This is a genomic window from Acidobacteriota bacterium (assembly GCA_016195325.1).
Taxonomy (GTDB): domain Bacteria; phylum Acidobacteriota; class Polarisedimenticolia; order JACPZX01; family JACPZX01; genus JACPZX01.
Genome location: JACPZX010000107.1, coordinates 1 through 21,321, shown reverse-complemented (window position 1 = coordinate 21,321; position 21,321 = coordinate 1). Strand labels below are relative to the sequence as shown.

Below are 21,321 nucleotides of genomic sequence, written 5' to 3'. Positions count from 1 at the left end.
CGCGACGCAGAGAAGGAGGCCGCACGCGAGAGCGGCCGCGAGGGCCACTGGGAGCCGTCTCACGATCGGGGGGCCTCCGCCTTCACGAACCGGAGCCGCGTGCGGTCGGCGAGGCGAACGGCCTGGAGGAAGTCGCGGAAGGGGCGGTAGTCCGCGGGCTTCACGACAAGCGGGAGGCGCGCGAAGTTCCGCTGGATCTTGAATCCCCCCGCGGTCCTCTCGATGTTCAGGACGTAGCTTCCGCTGTCGCCCTCGAGCTTGACCGGCGCCGGGGGGTCGGCCGGGGCGTACCCGGGGGGCGCCGACACCTCCATCACGAGGAGATCGACCGCCGGGAAGTCGAGGACGACCGGGTATGTGCGCGTCGCGGCCGTGAGCTCGGGGACGGTCGGGATCCAGGGGCCGCCGATTTCGATCGTGAACTCACCCGTTTCAGCCGTTGGGCCCGATCCGGCGAGAGTCCCTTCGCACCGGAGCAGGAACTTCGAGTTGAGAAGGGCGAGCGCCGGCATCTCCGCCTGGCCGATCTCCATCGCGCTGCCGGAGCCGCACATCTGGTCCATTCGCCGCCGGCGATCGTCGGGCGGCAGGGCGCGCATCGAAAGCCTGTCGAGGTACCCCTGCTGGCCGGCGCCGCTCCGGAGCCAGCGAACCGTCCCCTCCCCCTCGGCGTCGAACGAGAGATCGACGCGCGAGTCCGAGACGTTTTGCTTCGCCGGCGCGTCCCACACGACGACGGAACGTGCGCCGCGCTCGGAGACGAGCAGCGCCGGTATTCCGGTGTACCACCACGCCACCTCGCCGAAGGGGAGCCCCGACGACGGGCTCACGAAAACCAGCTTCTCGTCCGGCTCGCCGCGTGCGCGCACCGCGACGAGCGTCCCGTCGAACTGGGACATCGTCTTCACGTCGGGGTGCCAGTAGTGGTCCGATCGATCCGCGGCGAGGACGAGGCTCGCTTCCGCGCCGAGGCGGCGGGCGATCGTCACGTAGAGCCACGCGATCTCGTCGCTCGCCCCCACGCCGGATCGCAGCACCTCCCCGGCGAGGCGGTCCTTCGACGCGTCGAGCGCGCGCTGCGCCTCGGCGTCCTCCTCGGCCGAGAGAAGGGCCGCGTGCTTCACGTGAGCCCCGAGCCAGTCGTAGGCCTTCCGGAGCTTCGTCATCAGGTCGGCGCCCTCGGGTATCTCCATCGCGGTCATCGCCTTGTCGACCGGCGGCCTGAAGCTCGCAAATGTGTTCAGCTGGCTCTCGATCCCCTTCGCGTACGTGTTCCAGAAGTCCTGCGCGTCGGTGCTGAAGAAGGAAGTGTGATACATCCAGAGCGTCGCGCGACCTTCGTCCCCGGGCGGCATGAAGGGCTCGTCGGCGACCGCGGGGAGGTCGCGCCCCGTGACGACGAGCGTGAGCCCTTCCTTGGCCTGCTCGATGGTCAGCCCCTCGCGGTGCGTGATCCCCCATCCGGTCCCGTGGTCCGTCGGCGGCAGCCAGTGATATCTGAAGTTTCGCACCGGCCACTCGAGCTGAATCGGGACGTGGCGAAGGCTCTTCTGGCTGGTGTCCCAGACCGTCCAGCCGAAGTCCACGACGCATCCGGGAGCGACGCCCGGAAGGATCGCCTTGAGCGCGCGCACCGATTTCTTCCGCTTCGTCTCGAGGATCTGCTCTTTCAACTCGCTCTGCTTGAGCTCCAGAACGGCGCCGTCGGGGAGGATCGTACGCCCCCACCACTCCTTGACGTAGCCGACTTCGCTCTCGAGGGGAATCGAGATGTCGCCAAGGCTCCGTGCGTCGGTCGAGAGGATCTTGGCGCGCAGGTGAAATCTCGTCCGGTCGAGCTTCCCGGTGTCGTCCTGCTCGGTCTCCTCGACGAGGACGACTCCCTGCTCGGCGCCGGCATTCGGGTCGGAAACGATCGCCTTCTCGTCGTCGGTCATGGTCGTCGATCCGGGCGCGATGGGCCCGAACGCGGACTTGCCGGCGCCGAAGGCGGGAGTGGAGAGCGCGAGAGCGGCCGCGAGGGCCACGGGGAGCCGTCTCACGATCGGGGAGCCCCCGCCTTCACGAACCGGAGCCGCGTGCGATCGGCGAGGCGGACGGCCTGGAGGAAGTCGCGAAAGGGGCGGTAGTCCGCGGGCTTGATCGCGAGCGGCAGGCGGGTGAACTCCCGGCGAACGCGGAATCCCCCTTCCGTCCTCTCGACCGCGAGCGAGTAGCTCCCCTCGTCGTTCCGGAGCGTCACCGTCGCGGGAGGCTCCGCGGCCACGAATCCAGGCGGGGCCCCCACGTCGATCACCGACCTGTCGATCGCCGGGAAATCCAGGACCACGGGGTGGATGCGCTTCGCGGCCGTCAGATTCGGCACGGCGTTGAACCATGGCCCCTCGAGGACGAAGAAGACGTCGGCCGTCCCAGCCTCGGGCGCGGGCGCGGCGACCGCGCCGTCGCACTCGAGGCGAAGCGACGCGTCGAGACGATCGAGCCCGGGGGCCTCGGCGCGACGAACCTCGATCCCCCGGCCGTCGCCGCACAGCTCGTCGAGCCGCCGCTTCCGCGCGTCCGGGCGCATCCCGCGGAGCGCGATCCGGTCGCCGTAGCCCTGCTGCCCCGCGCAGGCGCGGTGCCGGCCCACCGACGCGGCTCCCGAGAGGGCCAGGGAGACCTCGACGCGCGTGTCGGAGGCGTTCTCCTTCGCGAGCGCGTCCCACACGATGACGGAGCGGGCCCCCTTCCGGGTGGCGAGAAGCCCCGGCACCCCCGTGAACCACCACGGGACATCGCCGTACGGGAGCCCGGACCCCGGGCTGACGAAGACGAGCTTCTCGTCGGGCTCCCCGCGCGCGCGGACGGCGGCCATCACCCCATCGAACTGGTCGAGCGTCTTGACGTCGTGGTGCCAGTAGTGATCCGTCCGGTCGGGGGAGAAGATCAGCTCGGCCTCGGCGCCGAGACGCCGGGCGAAGACGACGTAGAGCCGCGCCAGCTCCGCGGACGACCCCTCCCCCGAGGCCAGGATCTCCCCCGGGAGCCGCTCCTTCCGAGGGGGGCGCGCGGGGCCGGTCTCCCCTTCCTCGGCGGTGACCAGCCGAGCGTCCTTCACGTGCGCCCCCAGCCAGTCGTACGCGGTGCGCAGCTTCGTCGTGAGATCGGCGCCGTCAGGGATCGCCATCGCGTCGAGCGCGCTGTCGACGGGCGGCCTGAAGCTCGAGAACGCGGTGAGCTGGTCCTCCGTCCGCTTCGCGAAGATGTTCCAGAAGTCCTGCGCCCCGACGCTGACGTACGACGCCTGGTACATCCACAGCGTCGCGCGCGATTCGTCGGGGGCGGGCATCAGCGGCTCCTCGACCACGGCGGGGAGGTTCTGCGCCGTGACGACGAGCGAGAGCTTCTCCTTGTGCTGATCGATTGAGAGCCGCTCCCCGCTCGTGATGTCCCAGCCGGCCCCCCTCGTCATCGACGGCAGCCAGTGGTACGCGAAGCGCCTCACGGGCCACTCCCTCTGGATGGAGACGTGCCGCAGAAGGCTCTCGCTCGTGTCCCTCACGGTCCACCCGAGATCGACGACGCATCCGGGGACGACCCCCGGGAGGATCCCGTGGAAGACGCGCCGGGGCTTTCCCCATCTCGTCTGGACGACACGCTCCGTGAGCTCGGACTGCTCGAGCTCGAGCACCGATCCGTCGGGGAGAAGCGTCCGCCCCCACCAGGTCTTGATGGAGCCTTCGGGGCTCTCGATGGGGATCGCCACCTCGGCGACGCTCCGTCCTTCATTGGTGAGAACGATCGCGCGCAGGTGGTAGCTCGTCCGGTCCATCACGCCGGTGTCGTCCTGCTCGGTCTCGACGGTGAGGAAGACGCCGTCATGGGCCCGCGCGTTCGGATCGGCGGCGAGGGCTCGCTCCTCGGCCGAGATGGTCGGTGGGCCGGGCGCGACGAACGGGCTGTCGGGCTCGACGCCCGACGCGGGCGGGAAGCCGGAGGCGAGGGGGCTGAGGAGCGCAGCGACGACCGCGACGTGCAGGGCGGTCACGATCGGGGCGCTCCAGACTTCACGAACCGGAGCTGCGTGCGATCGGCGAGGCGGACTTCGAGAAGGAACTCCCTGAACCTGTCGTAGTCGGATGCATCGAGGCGCGCGAGCTTCAGCGACAGCTCCCGTCGGACAACGTAGGCGCCCGACGATTGGGTGATGGAGAACGAGAAATGCCCGAAGGGAGGGTCGAGCGAGATCGCCTCCGGGAGCTCGGTCGCGACGAACCCCTCGCCGGGAGAGATGGTCAGCCTCAAGATCTCCGACCGCGGGAATTGAAGGACGATCGGGTAGTACCGGACCGAGCTCGTGACGTCGGGAAGCGAATAGTGCCACGGGCCGTCGAGGCTGAACCCCCGTGCTGCGGAGCTCGTCGCGGCGCCCGCGCCGCCGACGCGTCCCTCGCAACGATAGGTGAGCTCGTCGGGCGACTTCCCGGAGGAGGTGAACGCCGACTCCGAGACATCGAAATCGGGACCGGCGCCGCACACCCTCTCGAGCGCGTCCCTGCGCGCCGACTCCGACATGGTGGGGAGGTTGCGTCGGTCGGAGTATCCGCTCTGCCCCGACTGCGCTCGGGTGAATTTCACGAGCGCGTCACCCGAGCCATCGAAGGTGACCGTCCCCTCGGTGCGCGCCACGTTATCCTCGGCAGCCGACGCGGCGAGCGTAATTTCCTTGTGGCCCGTCGCCGTCTCGACGAGGGCCTTCCCCCCGGCGGTCCACCAGGGGATCTGCCCGAACGGAAGTCCGGAGACGGGAGCCGAGACGGCGGCGGTTTCGATGGCCGCCCCCGGAGCCTTCGTGGCAACGAGGAGCTCTTCGAACTGGCTCAACGTGAGCAGGCGCGGATCCCAGTCGTGCTCGCTGCGGTCCGGCGCCAGTGCGAGGTTTGCCTCTTCGCCGGCCGCGCGCACGAGCACTGCGAAGGCCATGGCGAGCTGTAGCGGGTTTCCCCGCTTCTCGGCGAAGACTCGGTCGAAGGTCCCGAAGATCTCGGCGTTATGCCGGGCCGGCGACAGGCTGGGGTCCGATCCCGGGTAGTCGGCCTGCTCCAGGTTGCGAGCCATCCAGTCGTGGATGGCGCGGGCCTTTCCGCCCGGCGGGCCGTCTGGGGCGACGTGAGTCTCCTCGAGCGCCTTGAGCGCGCGTCGATCCGAGGGCGCGAACTCGTGGAGCTGCGTCTCGAGGAACTTGCCGGCGAAATCCCAGACGTTCTCGCCCGGTGGGACGGGCAGGGCGTACGCGAAGGTCGCGGCAGGGCGGACCTCCGCGTCAGGCGGCATGTAGGGCTCCTCAGTAGCCGGAGGAAGGTCGCGGCCGTCCACGACGCAGGCGTGCCCGCGCTGGGAGGCGTGCAGATCCATCCCCGAGGCGCGTGACAGGAGGCAGCCCGTCCGGAGATACGGGTTCGGATTCCACTCGTGATGCGTCCTCTGCACCGGCCAGCGGTGCTGAAGGATGACGCGGCTCATCCACGGATATGTCGGGGTTCGCACCACCCACCCGTAGTCGATGACGCACCCCGGTTCGACGCCGACGAGAGCCCCGCGGAACGCTCGCTGGTTGTTGCGGCCGTACTTGATTACGGGGATCTCAGTCAGAGCCTCCCGCTTCAGCTCGAGGACCTTACCGTCCGGAAGGATTGTGCGGCCCCACCACTGGACGACCGTCGCCGCCTTGTCGGCAAGGAAGATCTCGACGTTCGCCAGCTCGCGCGCGTCGGCGGAGAGGATCTTCGCGCGCCGGTGAAACGCGTTGATGCCGTACGCGGCCTCGGGCTTGCGCCCCGGGATCTGCGGGTCTCCTCCCCTCACATCGTCCCGGAGTGATTCCTCGAGGAGGATGACGCCGGCGTGGCGGCTTCCCTCGGCGTCGAAAACCATCGCCTTCTCCGCATCGGACATCACGGAAGGACCTGGCTCGATGTTGATCGGGATCTGGGGCGCGGCCTTCTCAGCGGCAACGGCTGCGACGGCACGAGCCGACATCGCGGCGAGGAAACCGATAGCTGTGAGCGCGACAGCGACGTGGCGGTTGGTCATGGGGGAGATTGAATGCAGGCGGAGTGTTTGTAACACATCCGCCTATCTCCGCTCAACCGCGGGGCGAAGCCTAGTACTGCACCAGCGTTCCGTCCCGCCGCGCCAGCCTGAGCGACCACCGGAAGACGACGAGCCCCACCGGCACGAGCACCAGCGCGAAGAGCGCCAGCACCTGGATTTCCGGAAGGAGATCCCCGAACGACGCCCCCGAGAGGAGCGCCCGGCGGATCCCGCGGAGGGCGTAGGTGATCGGGAGGAACGACGACATCGACTGCAGCCACGGAGGGAGCGCCTGCGTCGGGTAGAAGACGCCGCCGATGAGGGCCGAGGCGCTGGTCACGAACGAGTTGATCGACTCGCCGCGCTTGAAGTAGATGACGCTCGACGCGACGATGATCCCGATGCCGCAGAAGGAGAGGATCGTCAGCCCGAGGACGACGACCGACGGGAGGACGCCGCTCGCGTGGATGGCGATCGGCCGCCCCGCGATCCAGGCGACCGCGACGCCGACGGCGAGGTAGACGACGACGCGGAACGACGTGAAGACGAAGTCCCACAGCGACGAGGCGAGGACGAGCGTGGGGGTGCGGGTCGGCGAGACGAGCATCGCCTCGAGCGTTCCCGTGAGCTGCTCGTTCCGCACGCGCGAGGCGAAGGCGGTGAGCGCGACCGTGAGGTAGTGGTAGAAGGCGACGCCGACGAGGATGAAGGGGAAGTACTCCCCCCCCTCGACCCCCTTCATGGCGGGGGCCATCCCGCGGAACATGTCGGAGAGGAAGAACCAGATTCCGACCGAGACGAAGACCCCCATGAACTGGAGGACGAAAGCGCTCCGGTACGACATCTCGATGGCGAGATCGCGCCGGATGAAAGCCCACGCCTTGAGGAGGACGGAGACGAGCCTCACGACTCCGCCCCCTCGCCTGCCCCTTCTCCCGCGACGAGATCGAAGACCTCCTGGAGGCTCGCCTCGCGGCGCGAGCAGGAGAGGATCGTCCCCCCCGCCGCGAGGAGACGGCGCAGCAGCTCGGTGAGCGCCGCCCCCCCCGCGTCGACGCGCACGTCGACGACGACGCGATCGGCCGGCCCCCCCGCCTCGGGGGCGCGCACCTCGAGGGCGCACCCCGCGAAGTGCAGCGCGCCGTCGCCGCCCTGGAGGATGCGCGTCGCGGAGAGGCCCGCGATCTCGATCGCGTAGCGCTCGCGCGAGGTCTCCCACGAGCGGACCTCCTCCATCGTCCCGAAGCGCCGGACCTTCGCGAGGTGGAGGATGACGAGGCGGCGGCAGAGCGATTCCGCCTCGGGGAGGTTGTGCGTCGCGAGGAGGATCGTCTTCCCCTCTTTGCGGTTCAGCGTCCCGACGACGAACTCGCGGATGTGCTTCGCCGCCGTCGGATCGAGCGAGCGCGTCGGCTCGTCCATGAAGATGACGGGAGGATCGTGGAGGAGGGCGCGGGCGATGGCGAGGCGCTGCTTGGTGCCGGTCGAGTACTCCATGAAGGGCTGATCCGCCTTCGGCGCCATCTCCATCTTCTCGAGCAGCTCCTGGCAGCGGGCGCGGACGCGATCGCGCGGCACGTTGTAGATCGAGGCGAAGAAGTGGAGGTTCTCCCTCCCCGTGAGGCGCCAGTAGAAGGAGCGCTCGTCCGACGTGACGAGGCCGATCGAGCTCTTCACGCGGTGCTCGGCGCTCGCCGTGTCGTGGCCCTGGACGCGCGCGAATCCGCTGGTGGGGCTCACGAGGCAGGAGAGGATCTTGAGGAGCGTCGTCTTGCCGGCGCCGTTGGGGCCGAGGAGGCCGAAGATCTCGCCCGGCCGCACCGAGAACGACACGCCGTCGAGCGCGCGCACCGCCCCCTGGCTCTTGAAGGGGTGGAGGATCGTGTCGCCGATCGATCGGCGTTTCCGGAAGACCTTGCCGAGGTTCTCGATCTCGATCGCCTGCGGCGTCGCGTTCGCCATCGCGATCGATGTTAACCGATCTTTGACACCCGAGGGGGCGCTCCGATAACATCCCGCGATGCGAGAGTTGATCAGGATCCTCCTATGGCCCGCGCCGTAGGAGTCATCCCCGCGCGCTACGACTCGACACGCTTCCCCGGAAAACCCCTCGCATCCCTCGAAGGCAGGCCTCTCATCCAGCACGTGTGGGAGCGCGCCTCGCGCGCGCGGAGGCTCGACCGGATCGTCGTCGCGACGGACGACGAGCGCATCCGATCCGCGGTGGCCGGCTTCGGCGGCGAGGCGATCATGACGTCCCGCGACCACGCCTCGGGGACCGATCGCGCGGAGGAGGCGGTGCGCCGCCTCGAGGAGAAGGGGGCGGCCTTCGGCGTCGTCGTGAACATCCAGGGGGACGAGCCCCTGCTCGACCCGGAGGCGCTCGACGGCCTGGTGGCGGCCTTCGACGACGACGCGGAGCTCGGCTACGCGACGCTCGCCGAGCCTTTCACGTCGTCCGATGACATACTCGATCCCAACACGTGCAAGGTCGTCACCGACGCGGCGGGGGACGCGCTGTACTTCAGCCGGAGCCCGATCCCCTTCCTGCGCGTGACGGGGGCGGACGGGATCGAGCCGATCGCGCGCGCGATCGCGGCGCGCCCGGGGAGGACGTCGGGGTATCATCGGCACGTCGGCATCTACGCCTTCCGTCGCGCGGCGCTCGCCGAGTTCTCGCGGCTGCCGGCGGGGAAGCTCGAGAAGATGGAAGGGCTGGAGCAGCTGAGGGTGCTGGAGGCGGGACGCCGCATGCGCGTGGTGGTCTCCACGCGCGTCACGATGGACGTGGACACGCCTCAGGATCTGGAGACCGTCCGGTCGCTCCTCCACGGGAGCGGGCTGGCTCACAGGGAGGGTCGATGAGCACGAAGTACATCTTCGTCACCGGGGGGGTCGTCTCGAGCCTGGGCAAGGGGCTCGCGGCGTCGTCGATGGGGCGGCTCCTCGAGAGCCGCGGCTTCACCGTCACGCTCCAGAAGTTCGATCCGTACCTCAACGTCGATCCCGGCACGATGAGCCCGTACCAGCACGGCGAGGTCTACGTCACCGACGACGGCGCCGAGACCGACCTCGACCTCGGCCACTACGAGCGCTTCACCTCCACCGTCACCACGCGCAGCCACAACTGCACCACGGGGAAGATCTACGAGACGGTCATCAACAAGGAGCGGCGCGGCGATTACCTCGGCGCGACCGTGCAGGTGATCCCCCACGTCACCGACGAGATCAAGGCGGCGATCCTCAAGCCCTCCGAGGGGGTCGACATCCAGATCTGCGAGATCGGCGGCACCGTCGGCGACATCGAGTCGCTCCCGTTCCTCGAGGCGATCCGGCAGTTCCGCCTCGAGCTCGGCCTCAGGAACTCGATCGTCATCCACCTCACGCTCGTCCCCTACATCGCGGCGGCCGGCGAGCTGAAGACGAAGCCGACGCAGCACTCAGTGAGGGAGCTGCGGGCGATCGGCCTCCAGCCCGACATCCTCCTGTGCCGCTGCGATCGCCCGCTCGACAAGTCGCTCAAGAAGAAGATCGCCCTCTTCTGCAACGTGCCGCCGGAGTGCGTCGTCACGGCGCAGGACGTGAAGTCGATCTACGAGGTGCCGATCGTGCTCGGGCAGGAGGGGCTCGACGCGATGATCCTGAAGCTCCTCGACCTCCCCTACCGCGACAAAGACATGCGCGAGTGGGAGCGGCTCGTCGAGACGATAAGGAGCCCGCGCGACGAGGTCACCATCGGCATCGTCGGCAAGTACGTCGGCTACGAGGACTCGTACAAGAGCCTCAGCGAGGCGCTCGTCCACGGCGGCGTCGCGAACAACGTGAAGGTCAACCTCCAGTGGATCGAGGCCGAGGAGATGGAGGGGGACGCGCTCGAGGAGAAGCTCAGCGAGGTGGACGGCATCCTGGTCCCGGGCGGCTTCGGCATCCGCGGCGTCGCCGGGATGATCGAGGCGATCCGCTTCGCGCGCGAGCGGCAGATTCCGTTCTTCGGGATCTGCCTCGGCCTGCAGTGCGCGGTCATCGAGTTCTCGCGGAACGTCTGCGGGATCGCCGACGCCGACAGCAGCGAGTTCAATCCCGACACGCCGAGCCGCGTCATCTACAAGCTGCGCGATCTCCTCGGCGTGGATCAGCTCGGCGGCACGATGCGGCTCGGCAAGTACGAGTGCGTCCTCGCCCCCCACTCCTTCGCGCTGCAGGCGTACGGAACGCGCGAGGTCAGTGAGAGGCACCGCCACCGCTACGAGGTCAACAAGGAGTACCTCCCGCAGCTCACGTCGCACGGGCTCCGTGTCACCGGGACGACCCCCGACGGGAAGTTCGTCGAGATGATCGAGATCGAGGACCACCCGTGGTTCCTCGCCTGCCAGTTCCACCCCGAGTTCAAGTCGAAGCCGCTGCACCCGCACCCGCTCTTCGTCAACTTCATCAAGGCGGCGGACGGCTACCGAGCCGCCGGGCGGCCGATGGCGCAGGCCGGCTCGCGCGCGCGGTCGGCCCGCGCGGCCCGCGCGGGGCACGAGGGCGGCGCCGCCGTCCCGAAGCTGAACGAGAGGTAACGTCGCGGTGGAGATCCTCGGCAAGTCCCCGGCCGAGACGGCCCGCCGCGTCCTCGAGATCGAGGCGGCGGCGATCCGGGAGGTCCACGATCGGATCGCATCCGACGGCGCCCCGTTCGAGAGGGCCGTCGCCGCCATCCACGCGTGCGCCGGACGCGTCGTCGTGACCGGCATGGGGAAGTCGGGCCACATCGGCCGCAAGATCGCGGCGACCTTCGCTTCGACGGGCACGCCCGCTCTCTTCATGCACCCGGCCGAGGCGATCCACGGGGACCTCGGCATGGTCGTCCCCGGAGACGTCGTCCTCGCCGTGTCGAACTCCGGCGAGACGGAAGAGCTCCTGAGACTCCTCGAGAGGATCAAGCGGCTGGGCGTCACGCTCGTCTCGCTGACGGGAAGGACCGGCTCGACCCTCGCCGTCCAGAGCGACATCCACCTCCACGGCGGCATCTCGCAGGAGGCCTGCCCGATGGACCTCGTGCCGACCGCCTCGACGACGGCGGCGCTGGCGCTCGGTGACGCCCTCGCGATCGCGGTCCTCCAGGCGAAGGGATTCCGCCCCGAGGACTACGCGCAGCTCCACCCCGGCGGCCGCCTCGGAAAGAAAGTCCTGCGCGTCGAGCAGGTCATGCACTCCGGGGATCAGCTCCCCGTCGTCTCCCCGAAGGCCGCGGTGCGCGACGCGATCCTCGAGATGACGAAGAAGCGCCTCGGGCTCACCGCGGTCTGCGGCGAGGACCGGATTGTCCAGGGAATCGTCACCGACGGCGACCTGAGGCGGCTCATGCAGCGCCATCCCGATCCGCTGAACCACCGCGCCGACGAGATCATGTCGAAGTCGCCCGTCACGATCGGCCGCGAGGAGCTGGCGGCCGTGGCGCTGAAGAGGATGGAGGAGCGCCGCATCACCGCCCTCCTCGTCGTGGACGCCTCGGGGCGCCTCGAAGGGGTCGTCCACCTCCACGACCTGTGGCGAACGCAGTTGGTGTGAGGGTGGGACCGGCAATTCATCGTGACGCGCGAACAAACTGACGAGAGGCTCGCCAGTCCTCGAAGTCCTTGCCCACTGGGGAAACCGGAATTAGACTGGATATGAAGTCGAGTCGGTTCACCTCCCACCTTCTTCACGGCAGTTCGACTTAACCGGAGCGAGTGCAACCTTGAACCTAGGGTCCATGACTTCATCTCTAGATTTCGACAACCCGCCGGTCACCGAAGTGGTTTGCGGCATGTTGTTCAAGCCCGTGGAAGGGTTCTTGACGCCTCACATCGGCTTGCTCTGGGAAAAGTTCAAGCCGGCCTACTCGACCTGCCAGGACGTGCCTCCACTGGTTCCGATCCGGGAGTCGTTTGACCAACCGCAAAGCGCGACGATGGAACTCACCACTCTTCCTCCGCTTCCCCGAGTCTGGTTCGTGCATGACGAAGGGAATTCCGTCGTTCAGATCCAACGCGACCGGTTCTTGGTCAACTGGCGGAAGACCCAACCGAACGACGAGTATCCGCGCTATCGAAAGTTCATTCAGACATATCGCGGCCACCAGGCGACCTTTTTCAGATTCTTGACAGAGAGTGGCCTGAATGTACCCACACCGAGTCAGTACGAACTGAGCTACATCAGCCACATCCCACAAGGGCAAGGATGGAATTCATTGCAGGAGATTGGACTGGTCTTCCCTGATCTAACGTGGCGCAACGTCTCGACAAGATTCTTGTCAGATCCCGAGCATTTCGAGTGGAACACGAGCTTCCCTCTACCGAACCGGGCGGGACGGCTGCGCGTATCAGTGGCGACTGCGATTAGGCGTGATGACAACGTCTCGATATTGACGCTCGACCTGACGGCGAGAGGTATAAGCTCGGATGCAAGTCCGGACGCGATGGTTCGTTGGTGCGACCTTGCCCACGGTTGCATCGCTCGGAGCTTTGAAGATCTGACGAGCGAGGGGATCCAACACTCCACCTGGAAGAAACGCATATGAGACGGGCAGCGGCGGTACGCTTCGGGGCAGAGGCATTCGGAGAGCGACTCAATCCTTGGCTGGCGGGCGCGTCCACCATGTCGGACATCCTGGCCGAAAGCGCCCACCTGGAGTCACCGAAGTACGTTGTTCGCGGAGGTTTCTGCGCAATCATTCGGCTCACAGCCGTCTCACCATTCGACACGGGCGAACAGCGCTCGCTTCTCATGGTTCCATTCGAGCACGCTCGGTTCTCGACAGAAACAACGATCAGGCCTGCTTACACTCCATTCACGGTTGCAGGTAGTGGCTCTGAGCTACTTGGCGCCTCCATCACGGTTCCGGCGTGGACCCCGGAACCAGGCGTTCAACCAGATCCTGAGTACGCGGATGATCTTGGTGTTTTCGCCCCTAGCCATCAGCGAAAGATCGTAGCGGTTTCCGTACGCTCGTTCCGAACGATGGACCTACCCAAATGGAAGCCCGAAATCATCCTCGGGCCTCCGACACCTAATGACGATGAAGGATGACGGGTGGTATTCCCGAGCGGACGCATCTGAAAGCCTGACACAAGGCGATCTCATACCGGACTGCCCAGTGCTGGTGTGGAACGAGCAGGTAACAACGACTGACACCGCCGAATCACTGACGTCTGCTTCGGAGATTCAGCGGGCAGATCTTGTTGTGATGACTCAGGCATGCGACCTCGAACAAGGAAAAGTAAAAAACGCAATCCTCTGTCCGCATCTCTCGCTAGATCAGTATCGCGAGGGTTGGGAGGCTAGACGGCGCAAGCAAGGTCAAGTGCCAACGGAGAAGGCCTGGGCCAGCGAATTCAGCTCCGTCTGTAGTGGGTTTCGCTGGAACCTGGCAATGCTCAACGAGGGCAGAGTGGAAGATCTCGTCACGGATCACCGTGTAGTCGAGTTTCATGAAGTCTTTTCAATCCCGCGCGGGTTCCTCGAATCACTGTTGAGAGGACGTGGAAGACCCAGGCTGCGACTCCGGCCTCCGTACCGTGAGCACCTCTCCCAGGCGTTCGCCAGGTGCTTCATGCGCGTCGGACTCCCGATTGAGGTTCGATTACCGTCCCAGAGTCGTTGAAAACTGCGGTGCGGGTCGTGGGCCATCCGCCCCCACGCCCTCGACAACCGGGGTGCCTCTCGTCTACCGCAGCCCTTGCCCCGCGACGCCTGCTGCGATAGCGTGGCTCATTCCATCTCGTCCACCCTTCACGCGCTTTCCGGAGGAATCTCGCCCCCATGATCGCTCTGCGAACCGTCGAACGATTCCTGTCCGGCGCGAAAGGACAGGCCCTCCGCGAGGGAACCCGTTACGCGCGGGAGGCTCGTGTCGGCGACCTCGTCGGCTCGGAATCGAGCATCTCGACGGTCGTCCGAGGTGGGACGGGAGACTTCGAGGTCGCTCTCTGGTCCGAAGCCGGCCGCCTCGTTCATCGGTGCAGTTGCCCGTCATGGCGCAACCCCTGTAAACACCAGGTGGCCGCGGCGCTGGCCCTTCATCGATCCCTGATCGAAACCGACGTGTCCCGATCGCGGCGCCAGAGCGACGGCGGCAGGCGGGCGCCCTTGAAGGTCGTTCCGGCGCGGCCCACCGCATCGAGCGCCGGTCACCTCGATCCCGACGCACCTCGCCGCCGCGCCCTCGAGGAGAGGGTCACCGCAGCCCGCCGCGAGAAGCTCGAGCTGGAATTCGAAACGCCCCCGTTCGTCCGCGTCGGAAGCGCCTCCGGGTTCACCTACCTGGTGCACATGCGGGGCGGCGCCGAAGGCCCCCACTCGTGCGAGTGCCCCGACTTCGAGGCGAACCGGCTCCACACGTGCAAGCACGTGGAGAGCGTGAGGCGGTTTCTTTCTAGACCTCCGGCGCGTGCCCCCCGAGGGCATCGCCTAGCCGCCGGCCGTTCGCGGGTCTACCTCCACTTCGGTGAGGTGATCGAGCCGCGCCTGTTCGGCGTCGAGAAGGGCGCCCGATCGATCGCGACGCCGCTGCCGCGGGAGGTGCGGGAAGCGTTCGACGAGGCCGGGCACTCCCTCCGGCCGCTGGCCCGCGATCCGGAGGATCTCCTTCGCTGGCTCTCGGGATTCGGGGAACACGTAGAGGCCGACGCACTCGATTGGCTCAGGCTCCGGGTCGGCCGGAGGCCGATCCTTCCGAGCGGCGATTTCGCCAGACTTCTTCCTCAACTCGAGTTGAACCCGTATCCCTACCAGTGGACTGGGGCGAAGTTCTTGGCGACGACGGGACGGGCGCTCCTCGCCGACGAGATGGGGCTCGGGAAGACCGTCCAGGCGATTCTCGCGGCCGCGGCGCTCCGCAAGGCGGCGAAGCCGGTTCTCCACGTGACGATCGTCTGTCCCGCGAGCCTGCGGGGCGGGTGGCAGGACGAAGTCCGCAAATGGCTGAAGGAGGACTCCGTCCCACTTGAGGGGCCGGCGGCTTCGCGTGCCGGGACGATCGCCTCTCGACCTTCGTGGCTCGTCACTCACTACGAGCAGGTGTGGCGTGACCTCCCGCACCACCAGGCCCATCCCCCCGACCTCCTGATCATCGACGAGGCGCAGCGGGCCAAGGGCCTCAGGACGCGGACCGCCCGCGTTCTCAAGGCGATTGGCGCGCGACACGTCTTCGCGCTCACCGGAACCCCCCTCGAAAACCGCATCGAGGACGCCTACGCCATCGCGCAGCTCATCGATCAGCGCCTGCTCCCCCCTCTGTGGCAAATCGATCGCGATCACTTCGTGCGCGACGACGAGGGCCACCGCGTCCTGCTTTACCGCAAGCTCGACGTCCTCCGCGCGCGCCTCGCGCCGGCGTTTCTCCGACGCCGGAAGGAGGACGTTTCGCTCGAGCTGCCCGAGAGAATTCGCTCACTTGTCTTCGTCCCGATGCACCCCGCCGTGGAGGCGACGTACGAGGAGGTGATGGCGCAGGTCGCGAAGATCGCGCACAAGAAGCCCCTACTGCCCCCAGATCTGGAGCGCATGCAGCGACTGCTCACGATCGCGCGTCGCTGCTGCGACGGTCCGCACATGCTGAAGTCCCCCGGAAAGGGCGGCGGGCCCGCGCCGAAGCTCGCCGAGCTCGAGGCACTCCTCCAGGACCTGTGCCTCGGCGAGAAGAGGAAAACAGTCGTCTTCTCGGAGTGGACGGACATGACCGCGCGGGTCGAGGAATCTTGCGGAAAGCTGCGGCTCCCCGCGTTTCACCTGCACGGCGGCGTCGCCGTGGGACGGCGCCCGGCGCTCATTCGCGCTTTCTCCAATCACAGCGGGCCCGCGGCTTTCATCAGCACCGATGCCGGGGGCGTGGGGCTGAACCTCCAGGCGGCCGATGCGGTGATCAATCTCGACCTTCCGTGGAACCCGTCGCGCCTCGAGCAGCGGATCGCCAGGGTGCATCGGATTGGCTCCAAGCGCGCCGTCCAGGTCGTGGTCCTCGTCACGAAGAACTCCATCGAAGAACGGATGCTCCACCTGCACGAGACCAAGAAGAATATTCTCGAGAACGTCTGGTCGCGAGACGGAGCCGAGACGATTGCGGCGCCCGGCGGAAGCGGCGCTTTCCGCGAGATGGTCGACGGGCTTCTGTCGAAGCGCGAGCCCTCGCCGATCGCGCGGACGGTTGCGCGGGCCGAACGGCCCCGCCCCTCGAGTCCGCCCCCCGAATTGAATGGCGACGGATGGACGCGGCCTGCCCCCGGCCGGGTGGTGGATCCAGCCGCGCTCGCGAGGGCGATCGCCTCGGTCGCCCCGACGCTGGCCGAAGAGCACAGACGGTCACTCGCGACGGTGTTCCGCGCACTGGCCGAAGCGTTGGAAGTCGACGGAGGGTGAATCCATGAGCCTGTCGCGACGATCTTTCATCCGGAGCGCCTCGGCCTCGGGGCTCGGCGCCGTGGCGGTCTCGATCCTCGCGGCGCGAGGGCGCGAGGCGCTCGCGGCGACGCCCGAGGAGCATCCCGCGCCGGCCCCCTCCGCCTCGAAGGCCTCGCTCATCCGCATCGACAGCAACGAGAACCCTTACGGCCCCGCCCCCGCGGCGCTCGACGCCATGCGCGCGGCCTTCGGGGAGGCGAACCGCTACCCCGACGAGCCCGCGGACCTCCTGAGGGAGGCGATCGCGATGAGGCACGGCGTCGCGGTCGAAAACGTGCTCATCGGCTGCGGATCCACCGAGATCCTGAAGGCCTGCGCGGCCGCGTTCACGTCGGGAGAGCGCGGCCTCGTGACCGCCGCGCCGTCGTTCGAGTCGCTCGCGCGCTTCTCGGACGCGCGCGGGGCGAAGGTCGTCGCGGTGCCGGTGACGGGGACGCTCCAGCTCGACCTCGACGCCATGGCGCCTGCGGCGTCCGGCGCCGGCCTCGTCTACGTCTGCAACCCGAACAACCCGACCGCGGCGATCCGCTCCGCCCGGGAGGTTGCCGAGTTCATCGCGAGGGTGGGGAAAGAGTCGCCCGAGACGACGATCCTCGTGGACGAGGCGTACTTCGATTTCGTCGCCGATCCCGGGTACGGCACCGCGGTGCCGATCGCGATGGAGAGCCCGCGCGTCGTCGTGGCGCGCACCTTCTCGAAGATCTTCGGCCTGGCGGGAATGAGGGTCGGCTACGCCGTCGCGAAGGCCGGGACGATTGCCGCGATGCGTAAGCACGTCCTCTTCGACTCGGTGAACGGTCTGGGCGCGGCGGCGGCGATCACGTCGCTGAAGCTCCAGGGGCACATCGAGGCGCAGGCGAAGCTCAACGCCGACGCGCGCGATTTGACCCGGCTGTTCTTCGAGGGGGCGGGGTTCAAGGTTTTCCCCTCGCACGCCAACTTCATGATGGTGGACGTGAAGCGCGACTCACGCGCCTTCCGAGAGGCGTGCCGCGCGCACGGCGTGGCGGTGGGGCGACCCTTCCCGCCGCTGACGACCTTCGCCCGCATCTCGATCGGAACCGCCGACGAGATGCGCCGCGCGTGTGACGTCTTCAAGTCGGTCCTGGCTTAGGGCTCGACCGGAGGCGCGTTCCGGTTCCTGAGCTCGAAAGCTCCCATGTCGGGGAGCGCGATCCCATCGCCGTCGCCGTCCTGAACGCGCGGATCCCCCGCGATATCGGTCGCGGGGACCTCGGGAGTGATTCGCCCGGCGTCGACGCAGCGGCTCCTCCGCCTCAGTCGGAACTCGTGCCCCGCGCGGTCCACGAACTGCGGGCTCGAGGCGATGTTCCAATTCTTGCCGGTCCGGTTGCCGATGTCCCCGGAGTAGTTCGCGATGCTGCTCCCGTTCACGTCGTTCGCCTGGAAGGTGATCGGCGTGAAGCTCCCGCCCGTCACCCTCACCCCCGTGCCGCTCCCGGCGATGATGTTGTTCTCGATCAGAGTCGTCTGGCCGTCGTTCGCGGTGCGCGTCCCGGTCGTCGTCAGATCGAACCCGCGACCGCAGTCGACGAGCGTGTTGTTCACGATCTGAAGGTCGTAGCCGCTCGACACGGTCGAGCCCGGGGCGACGTCCGGGTAGCTCCACGTGACCCCGATTCCCGTCGGCACTCCGTCCATGACGTTGTTCGTGATGCGAATGCGCCCCGCGCTCGCGCCGTCGGTGCCCCTCACGCCGAAAACCGAGACGCCAGTGTGGAGGAACCGATTCGCTTCGATCCTGACGTCGAAGCTCTGATTCCCCTGCGCGTTCTCGTCCTCGAACGAGACCCCGGCGTCGTGAAACGTCGATCCGGTAACCGTGAGATCGACCCCGATGAAGTTCGTGCCGCCGGCGCCTACCTGGATTCCCCCGGAGAGGAACTCGGATCCGGAGACGACGACGGTTCGATGGCCGTCGAGCCCCGCCGAGACTCCTAGACCCTCCCCGTTGAAGCGGGTGCGAACGATCGCGACGTCGATCTTGGATCCGGTCCTTCCGTCGACGAAGGTGGTCCCAATCACGCTCTCCGCAAGGGTGAAAGTGACGATCCCGTCGGTGCTCGCGGCGAAGTTGAGCCATGCCGACGAACCGTCGAGTCTGGAAATCGAGACGACGGCGGCCGTGTAGTTGAACGAAAGGGTTCCGTCCCGGAGGACGATGTCCTCGACCGTCACCGTCGAGGGGTAGTCGTTGGCCCCGAGCGCCACGTCGCCCCCGTCGAAGGTCAGGTTGCGGATGACCACGTCCAGCGGACCGGAATCGTTGTACCCGTCGAGAACCGTCCGGCCCTTCGCCCGCAGGATCGTCGTCGCCGCACCGCTCCCCTCGAGCGTGACGCCGTCGCGCGGGATGATCAGATCCTCGACGTACGTGCCGGGGCCTATGTGGATGGTGCTCGTCGCGTTCGAGGCGCTGAGAGCCTCCTGAACCGTGTCGAAGGGGTGATCGGGCGTCCCGTCCTCGAGGGGATCGCTGACGTTCGGGTCGCCGGGGCCCGGATCTCCGGGCGCGTCGCCGTCGACGTACATGGAAGTCACGTCGAAGACCGTGAGGATCACCTCGTTCGACAGCCCTCCCATCGGGGCCGGCGACTCGACCGTGATCGGAACGACGTCCGGCCCGGCGACGAGATCTGCGGAAACGTTTGCGAGAAACCGAGTCGGCGACTGTGGAAAGGCCGCGATGGGATTTCCCGCCCATTGAACGAAAGCGAACTGGGGCCCGAAGGAGGTTACGAAGTTCGTCCCGGTCACCTCGAGCACGAAGTCCCCCGATCCGGCCGCGACCCGCGCCGGGCTGATGCTCGTGATCGTCGGGACGAACTTCGTGACGCCGCCGACGGTCAGGACGGGACTGCGGTACCCGGCGTCGTGGCCGATCAGACTCGAGGCATTCTCCCCCGAAATACGGAAGCCGATGAAGGTCTGGTGTGCGTCCATGGCAGCCTGGACCGCCGCCGTCACGTTCAGGCTGAGCGCGGTGAAATTGGCGGAGAGAGGGATTTCAGCCACGAGCGCTCCGGCGGAAAAATCGCTCGGCGTGACGGCACCGTCTCCCTCGTAGGCCGAGAGGTGGAACGCCACGCCCGTGCCGGCGAGGATGTCGTAGCCGACGCCGAGCGTCGTCGTCGGAATCGTCCCCGACAGCCCCGAGATGTCGAACTCGACGACGACGCGATCCTCGGAACCGGGGACGACCGCCTTGCCGACCGCAAGAACCCCGGAGAGCATCGGCCCCGATCCGCTGTCGCGGAGCCCCGCGAGCGCGACCGGCGGCACCTCGAACCGGACGACAGCCCGGGCTGGCGAGACGGCGAGCAAAACGAGAACGCAGGCGATGAGGAGGAGACGGACGGGACTGCGGGGCGTGTTGAGCATGGTCGACCTCTCGGCGGGCGAAGCTTAAGCGGGGGAGTGGGTACCTGAGATTCCATACGCCGATCGACGCGCGCTGTCAATCGATTTTCGTTTACATCCCCTATTTCAATCCGGCCCCCCGGCCTCCCCGCCGCGCCAGATACCCCTCGAACTCACGGTCGAGGGCCGCCCGCCGCTCGCGCCACGAAGCGCGCATCTCCGCCTCCGTCTCGATGTGATCGTACCCGGGGGAAACGATCGGCTCCGCGCGCTCGACGGCTAGCACGATGACCGACGCCACGGGAAAATCGACCCCCTCCTCCCCGAGGACCCGCGCCTTCGCCCCGCGGTAGATCTCGTCGTCGACGTGCACCGACGCGGGCCCCGAGAACCGGTAGCCGCGCCGCGACAGGTGCTCGACGACGTTGATCTCCATCCACCGGCGGGCCGACACATTGGCGCGCGTTCGGGGCGAGGCGATGTCGAGGAAGAAGAGGCGCCCCTCGTCGAGGACGCGGATCGTCCCCTTCGGCGAGAGGTTGGGGCGGCCGTCGGCGGAGACGGTCGCGGCGAAGCAGAGGTGCGCGGACTCGATCACCGCCCGCATGTCGTCGGTCAGCATCGGGCCATTCCTACTTCTCCTGGCGCGCGAAGTTATCTCCCGTACGCGCGCTCGACCTTCGCGACGCGCACCACGTAGTCCTCGTACCAACGCTCCCGCCCCTGCCGCTGCGCCCCCAGGTGCTCGACGTCGCGCTTCCACCCGGCGATCGCCTCCTCGCTCTCCCAGTACGACACGGTGATCCCCGCGCCGTCGGCGCCGCGCACGCTCTCGAGGCCCAGGAATCCCGGGCGCCGGGAGGCGAGGTCGACCATCCTCTCCGACATGGCGGCGTAGCCGGCGTCGCCGTCCGTCCGGCGCGACGTGAAGATGACGGCATAGTACGGGGGATTCGGCGTCGTGGCGATGGGGGAGATCGGGGAATCCATCGGGTCCTCCATCTGCGGAAGGGGGGGGCGGTGACAGATCAATATGATAGCGGTCTGGACGGGCCGGAGGCCCGCAGGGACTTGACGGATTACCGTACCGCATGTATGGTTTACCGTATGAAGACCACGCTCATCATCCACGATACCGTCATGGAGCGGCTGAAGGAGCGGGCCGCGAAGACCGGTTGCACGATCTCCGAGCTGGTCGAGGACGCCCTTCGCCTCTTCCTCAAGGAGAAACCGAAGACGAACCATCTCCCTCCCCTGCCGACACTCAACCTGGGCCCGTTCCTCGTCGACATCACGGACCGGGAGGCCCTGTACGCCGCGCTCGAGGACGACGGCGACGACGAGAAGAAGCCGTAGTGTTCGTCGTGGACACAAATGTCCTGCTCTACGCGGCCAATGGACAGTGCGCCGAGCACGACCGATGCCTGCGGCTCGTGAGTGAGT

General features: G+C 67.6%; 15 protein-coding genes. 7 read left to right on the top strand and 8 right to left on the bottom strand.

Going from position 1 to position 21,321, the window contains the following annotated elements:
- Positions 1–59: 59 nt before the first annotated feature.
- The 5 genes from HY049_18405 to HY049_18385 form a co-directional block, all read right to left on the bottom strand.
- The gene (locus tag HY049_18405) at positions 60–2,042 is read right to left on the bottom strand and encodes a DUF3857 domain-containing protein (GenBank protein MBI3450873.1); all 1,983 of its coding nucleotides are present in this window, start codon (positions 2,040–2,042) and stop codon (positions 60–62) included.
- On the bottom strand, positions 2,039–4,030 hold the full coding sequence (locus HY049_18400) for a hypothetical protein (protein ID MBI3450872.1): 1,992 nt from the start codon (positions 4,028–4,030) through the stop codon (positions 2,039–2,041). The genes HY049_18405 and HY049_18400 overlap by 4 nt, the downstream gene beginning before the upstream one ends.
- Positions 4,027–6,075, bottom strand: coding sequence for a hypothetical protein (locus tag HY049_18395; GenBank protein MBI3450871.1), 2,049 nt, complete (start codon positions 6,073–6,075; stop codon positions 4,027–4,029). The genes HY049_18400 and HY049_18395 overlap by 4 nt, the downstream gene beginning before the upstream one ends.
- A gap of 70 nt (positions 6,076–6,145) precedes the next feature.
- On the bottom strand, positions 6,146–6,982 hold the full coding sequence (locus HY049_18390) for an ABC transporter permease (protein ID MBI3450870.1): 837 nt from the start codon (positions 6,980–6,982) through the stop codon (positions 6,146–6,148).
- Positions 6,979–8,037: an ABC transporter ATP-binding protein gene (locus HY049_18385; protein ID MBI3450869.1), complete on the bottom strand. Its 1,059-nt coding sequence runs from the start codon at positions 8,035–8,037 to the stop codon at positions 6,979–6,981. Before HY049_18385 ends, HY049_18390 begins: the two co-directional genes overlap by 4 nt.
- An 84-nt stretch (positions 8,038–8,121) precedes the next feature.
- On the opposite strand from HY049_18385, the gene kdsB reads away from it, so the two are divergent.
- The 6 genes from kdsB (at position 8,122) to HY049_18355 (ending at position 17,611) form a co-directional block, all read left to right on the top strand.
- Complete coding sequence (gene kdsB, locus HY049_18380) at positions 8,122–8,940, top strand: 3-deoxy-manno-octulosonate cytidylyltransferase (protein MBI3450868.1); 819 nt, start codon at positions 8,122–8,124, stop codon at positions 8,938–8,940.
- The gene (locus HY049_18375; protein ID MBI3450867.1) at positions 8,937–10,637 is read left to right on the top strand and encodes a CTP synthase; all 1,701 of its coding nucleotides are present in this window, start codon (positions 8,937–8,939) and stop codon (positions 10,635–10,637) included. Before kdsB ends, HY049_18375 begins: the two co-directional genes overlap by 4 nt.
- A gap of 7 nt (positions 10,638–10,644) precedes the next feature.
- Positions 10,645–11,628, top strand: a complete 984-nt coding sequence (locus tag HY049_18370) for a KpsF/GutQ family sugar-phosphate isomerase (GenBank protein MBI3450866.1) — start codon at positions 10,645–10,647, stop codon at positions 11,626–11,628.
- A 169-nt stretch (positions 11,629–11,797) separates the two neighbouring features.
- Positions 11,798–12,619 carry a TIGR04255 family protein gene (locus tag HY049_18365; protein MBI3450865.1) on the top strand — a complete coding sequence of 274 codons (822 nt, stop codon included), beginning with the start codon at positions 11,798–11,800 and terminating at the stop codon, positions 12,617–12,619.
- A 1,241-nt stretch (positions 12,620–13,860) separates the two neighbouring features.
- Complete coding sequence (locus HY049_18360; GenBank protein MBI3450864.1) at positions 13,861–16,455, top strand: DEAD/DEAH box helicase; 2,595 nt, start codon at positions 13,861–13,863, stop codon at positions 16,453–16,455.
- Between the two features lie 4 nt (positions 16,456–16,459).
- A complete protein-coding gene (locus tag HY049_18355; GenBank protein MBI3450863.1) occupies positions 16,460–17,611 on the top strand; it encodes an aminotransferase class I/II-fold pyridoxal phosphate-dependent enzyme in 1,152 nt (383 codons plus the stop codon).
- Here HY049_18355 and HY049_18350 read toward each other — a convergent pair.
- The 3 genes from HY049_18350 to HY049_18340 form a co-directional block, all read right to left on the bottom strand.
- Positions 17,608–19,899, bottom strand: coding sequence for a hypothetical protein (locus tag HY049_18350; protein MBI3450862.1), 2,292 nt, complete (start codon positions 19,897–19,899; stop codon positions 17,608–17,610). The genes HY049_18355 and HY049_18350 overlap by 4 nt on opposite strands.
- Positions 19,900–19,999: 100 nt before the next feature.
- Entirely contained in the window at positions 20,000–20,500 is a 501-nt protein-coding gene (locus HY049_18345; protein ID MBI3450861.1) for a pyridoxamine 5'-phosphate oxidase family protein, read from the bottom strand.
- A 32-nt stretch (positions 20,501–20,532) separates the two neighbouring features.
- Positions 20,533–20,856, bottom strand: coding sequence for an antibiotic biosynthesis monooxygenase (locus HY049_18340; protein MBI3450860.1), 324 nt, complete (start codon positions 20,854–20,856; stop codon positions 20,533–20,535).
- Positions 20,857–20,985: 129 nt separating this feature from the next.
- On the opposite strand from HY049_18340, the gene HY049_18335 reads away from it, so the two are divergent.
- A complete protein-coding gene (locus HY049_18335; GenBank protein ID MBI3450859.1) occupies positions 20,986–21,234 on the top strand; it encodes a ribbon-helix-helix protein, CopG family in 249 nt (82 codons plus the stop codon).
- Positions 21,235–21,321: the final 87 nt, after the last annotated feature.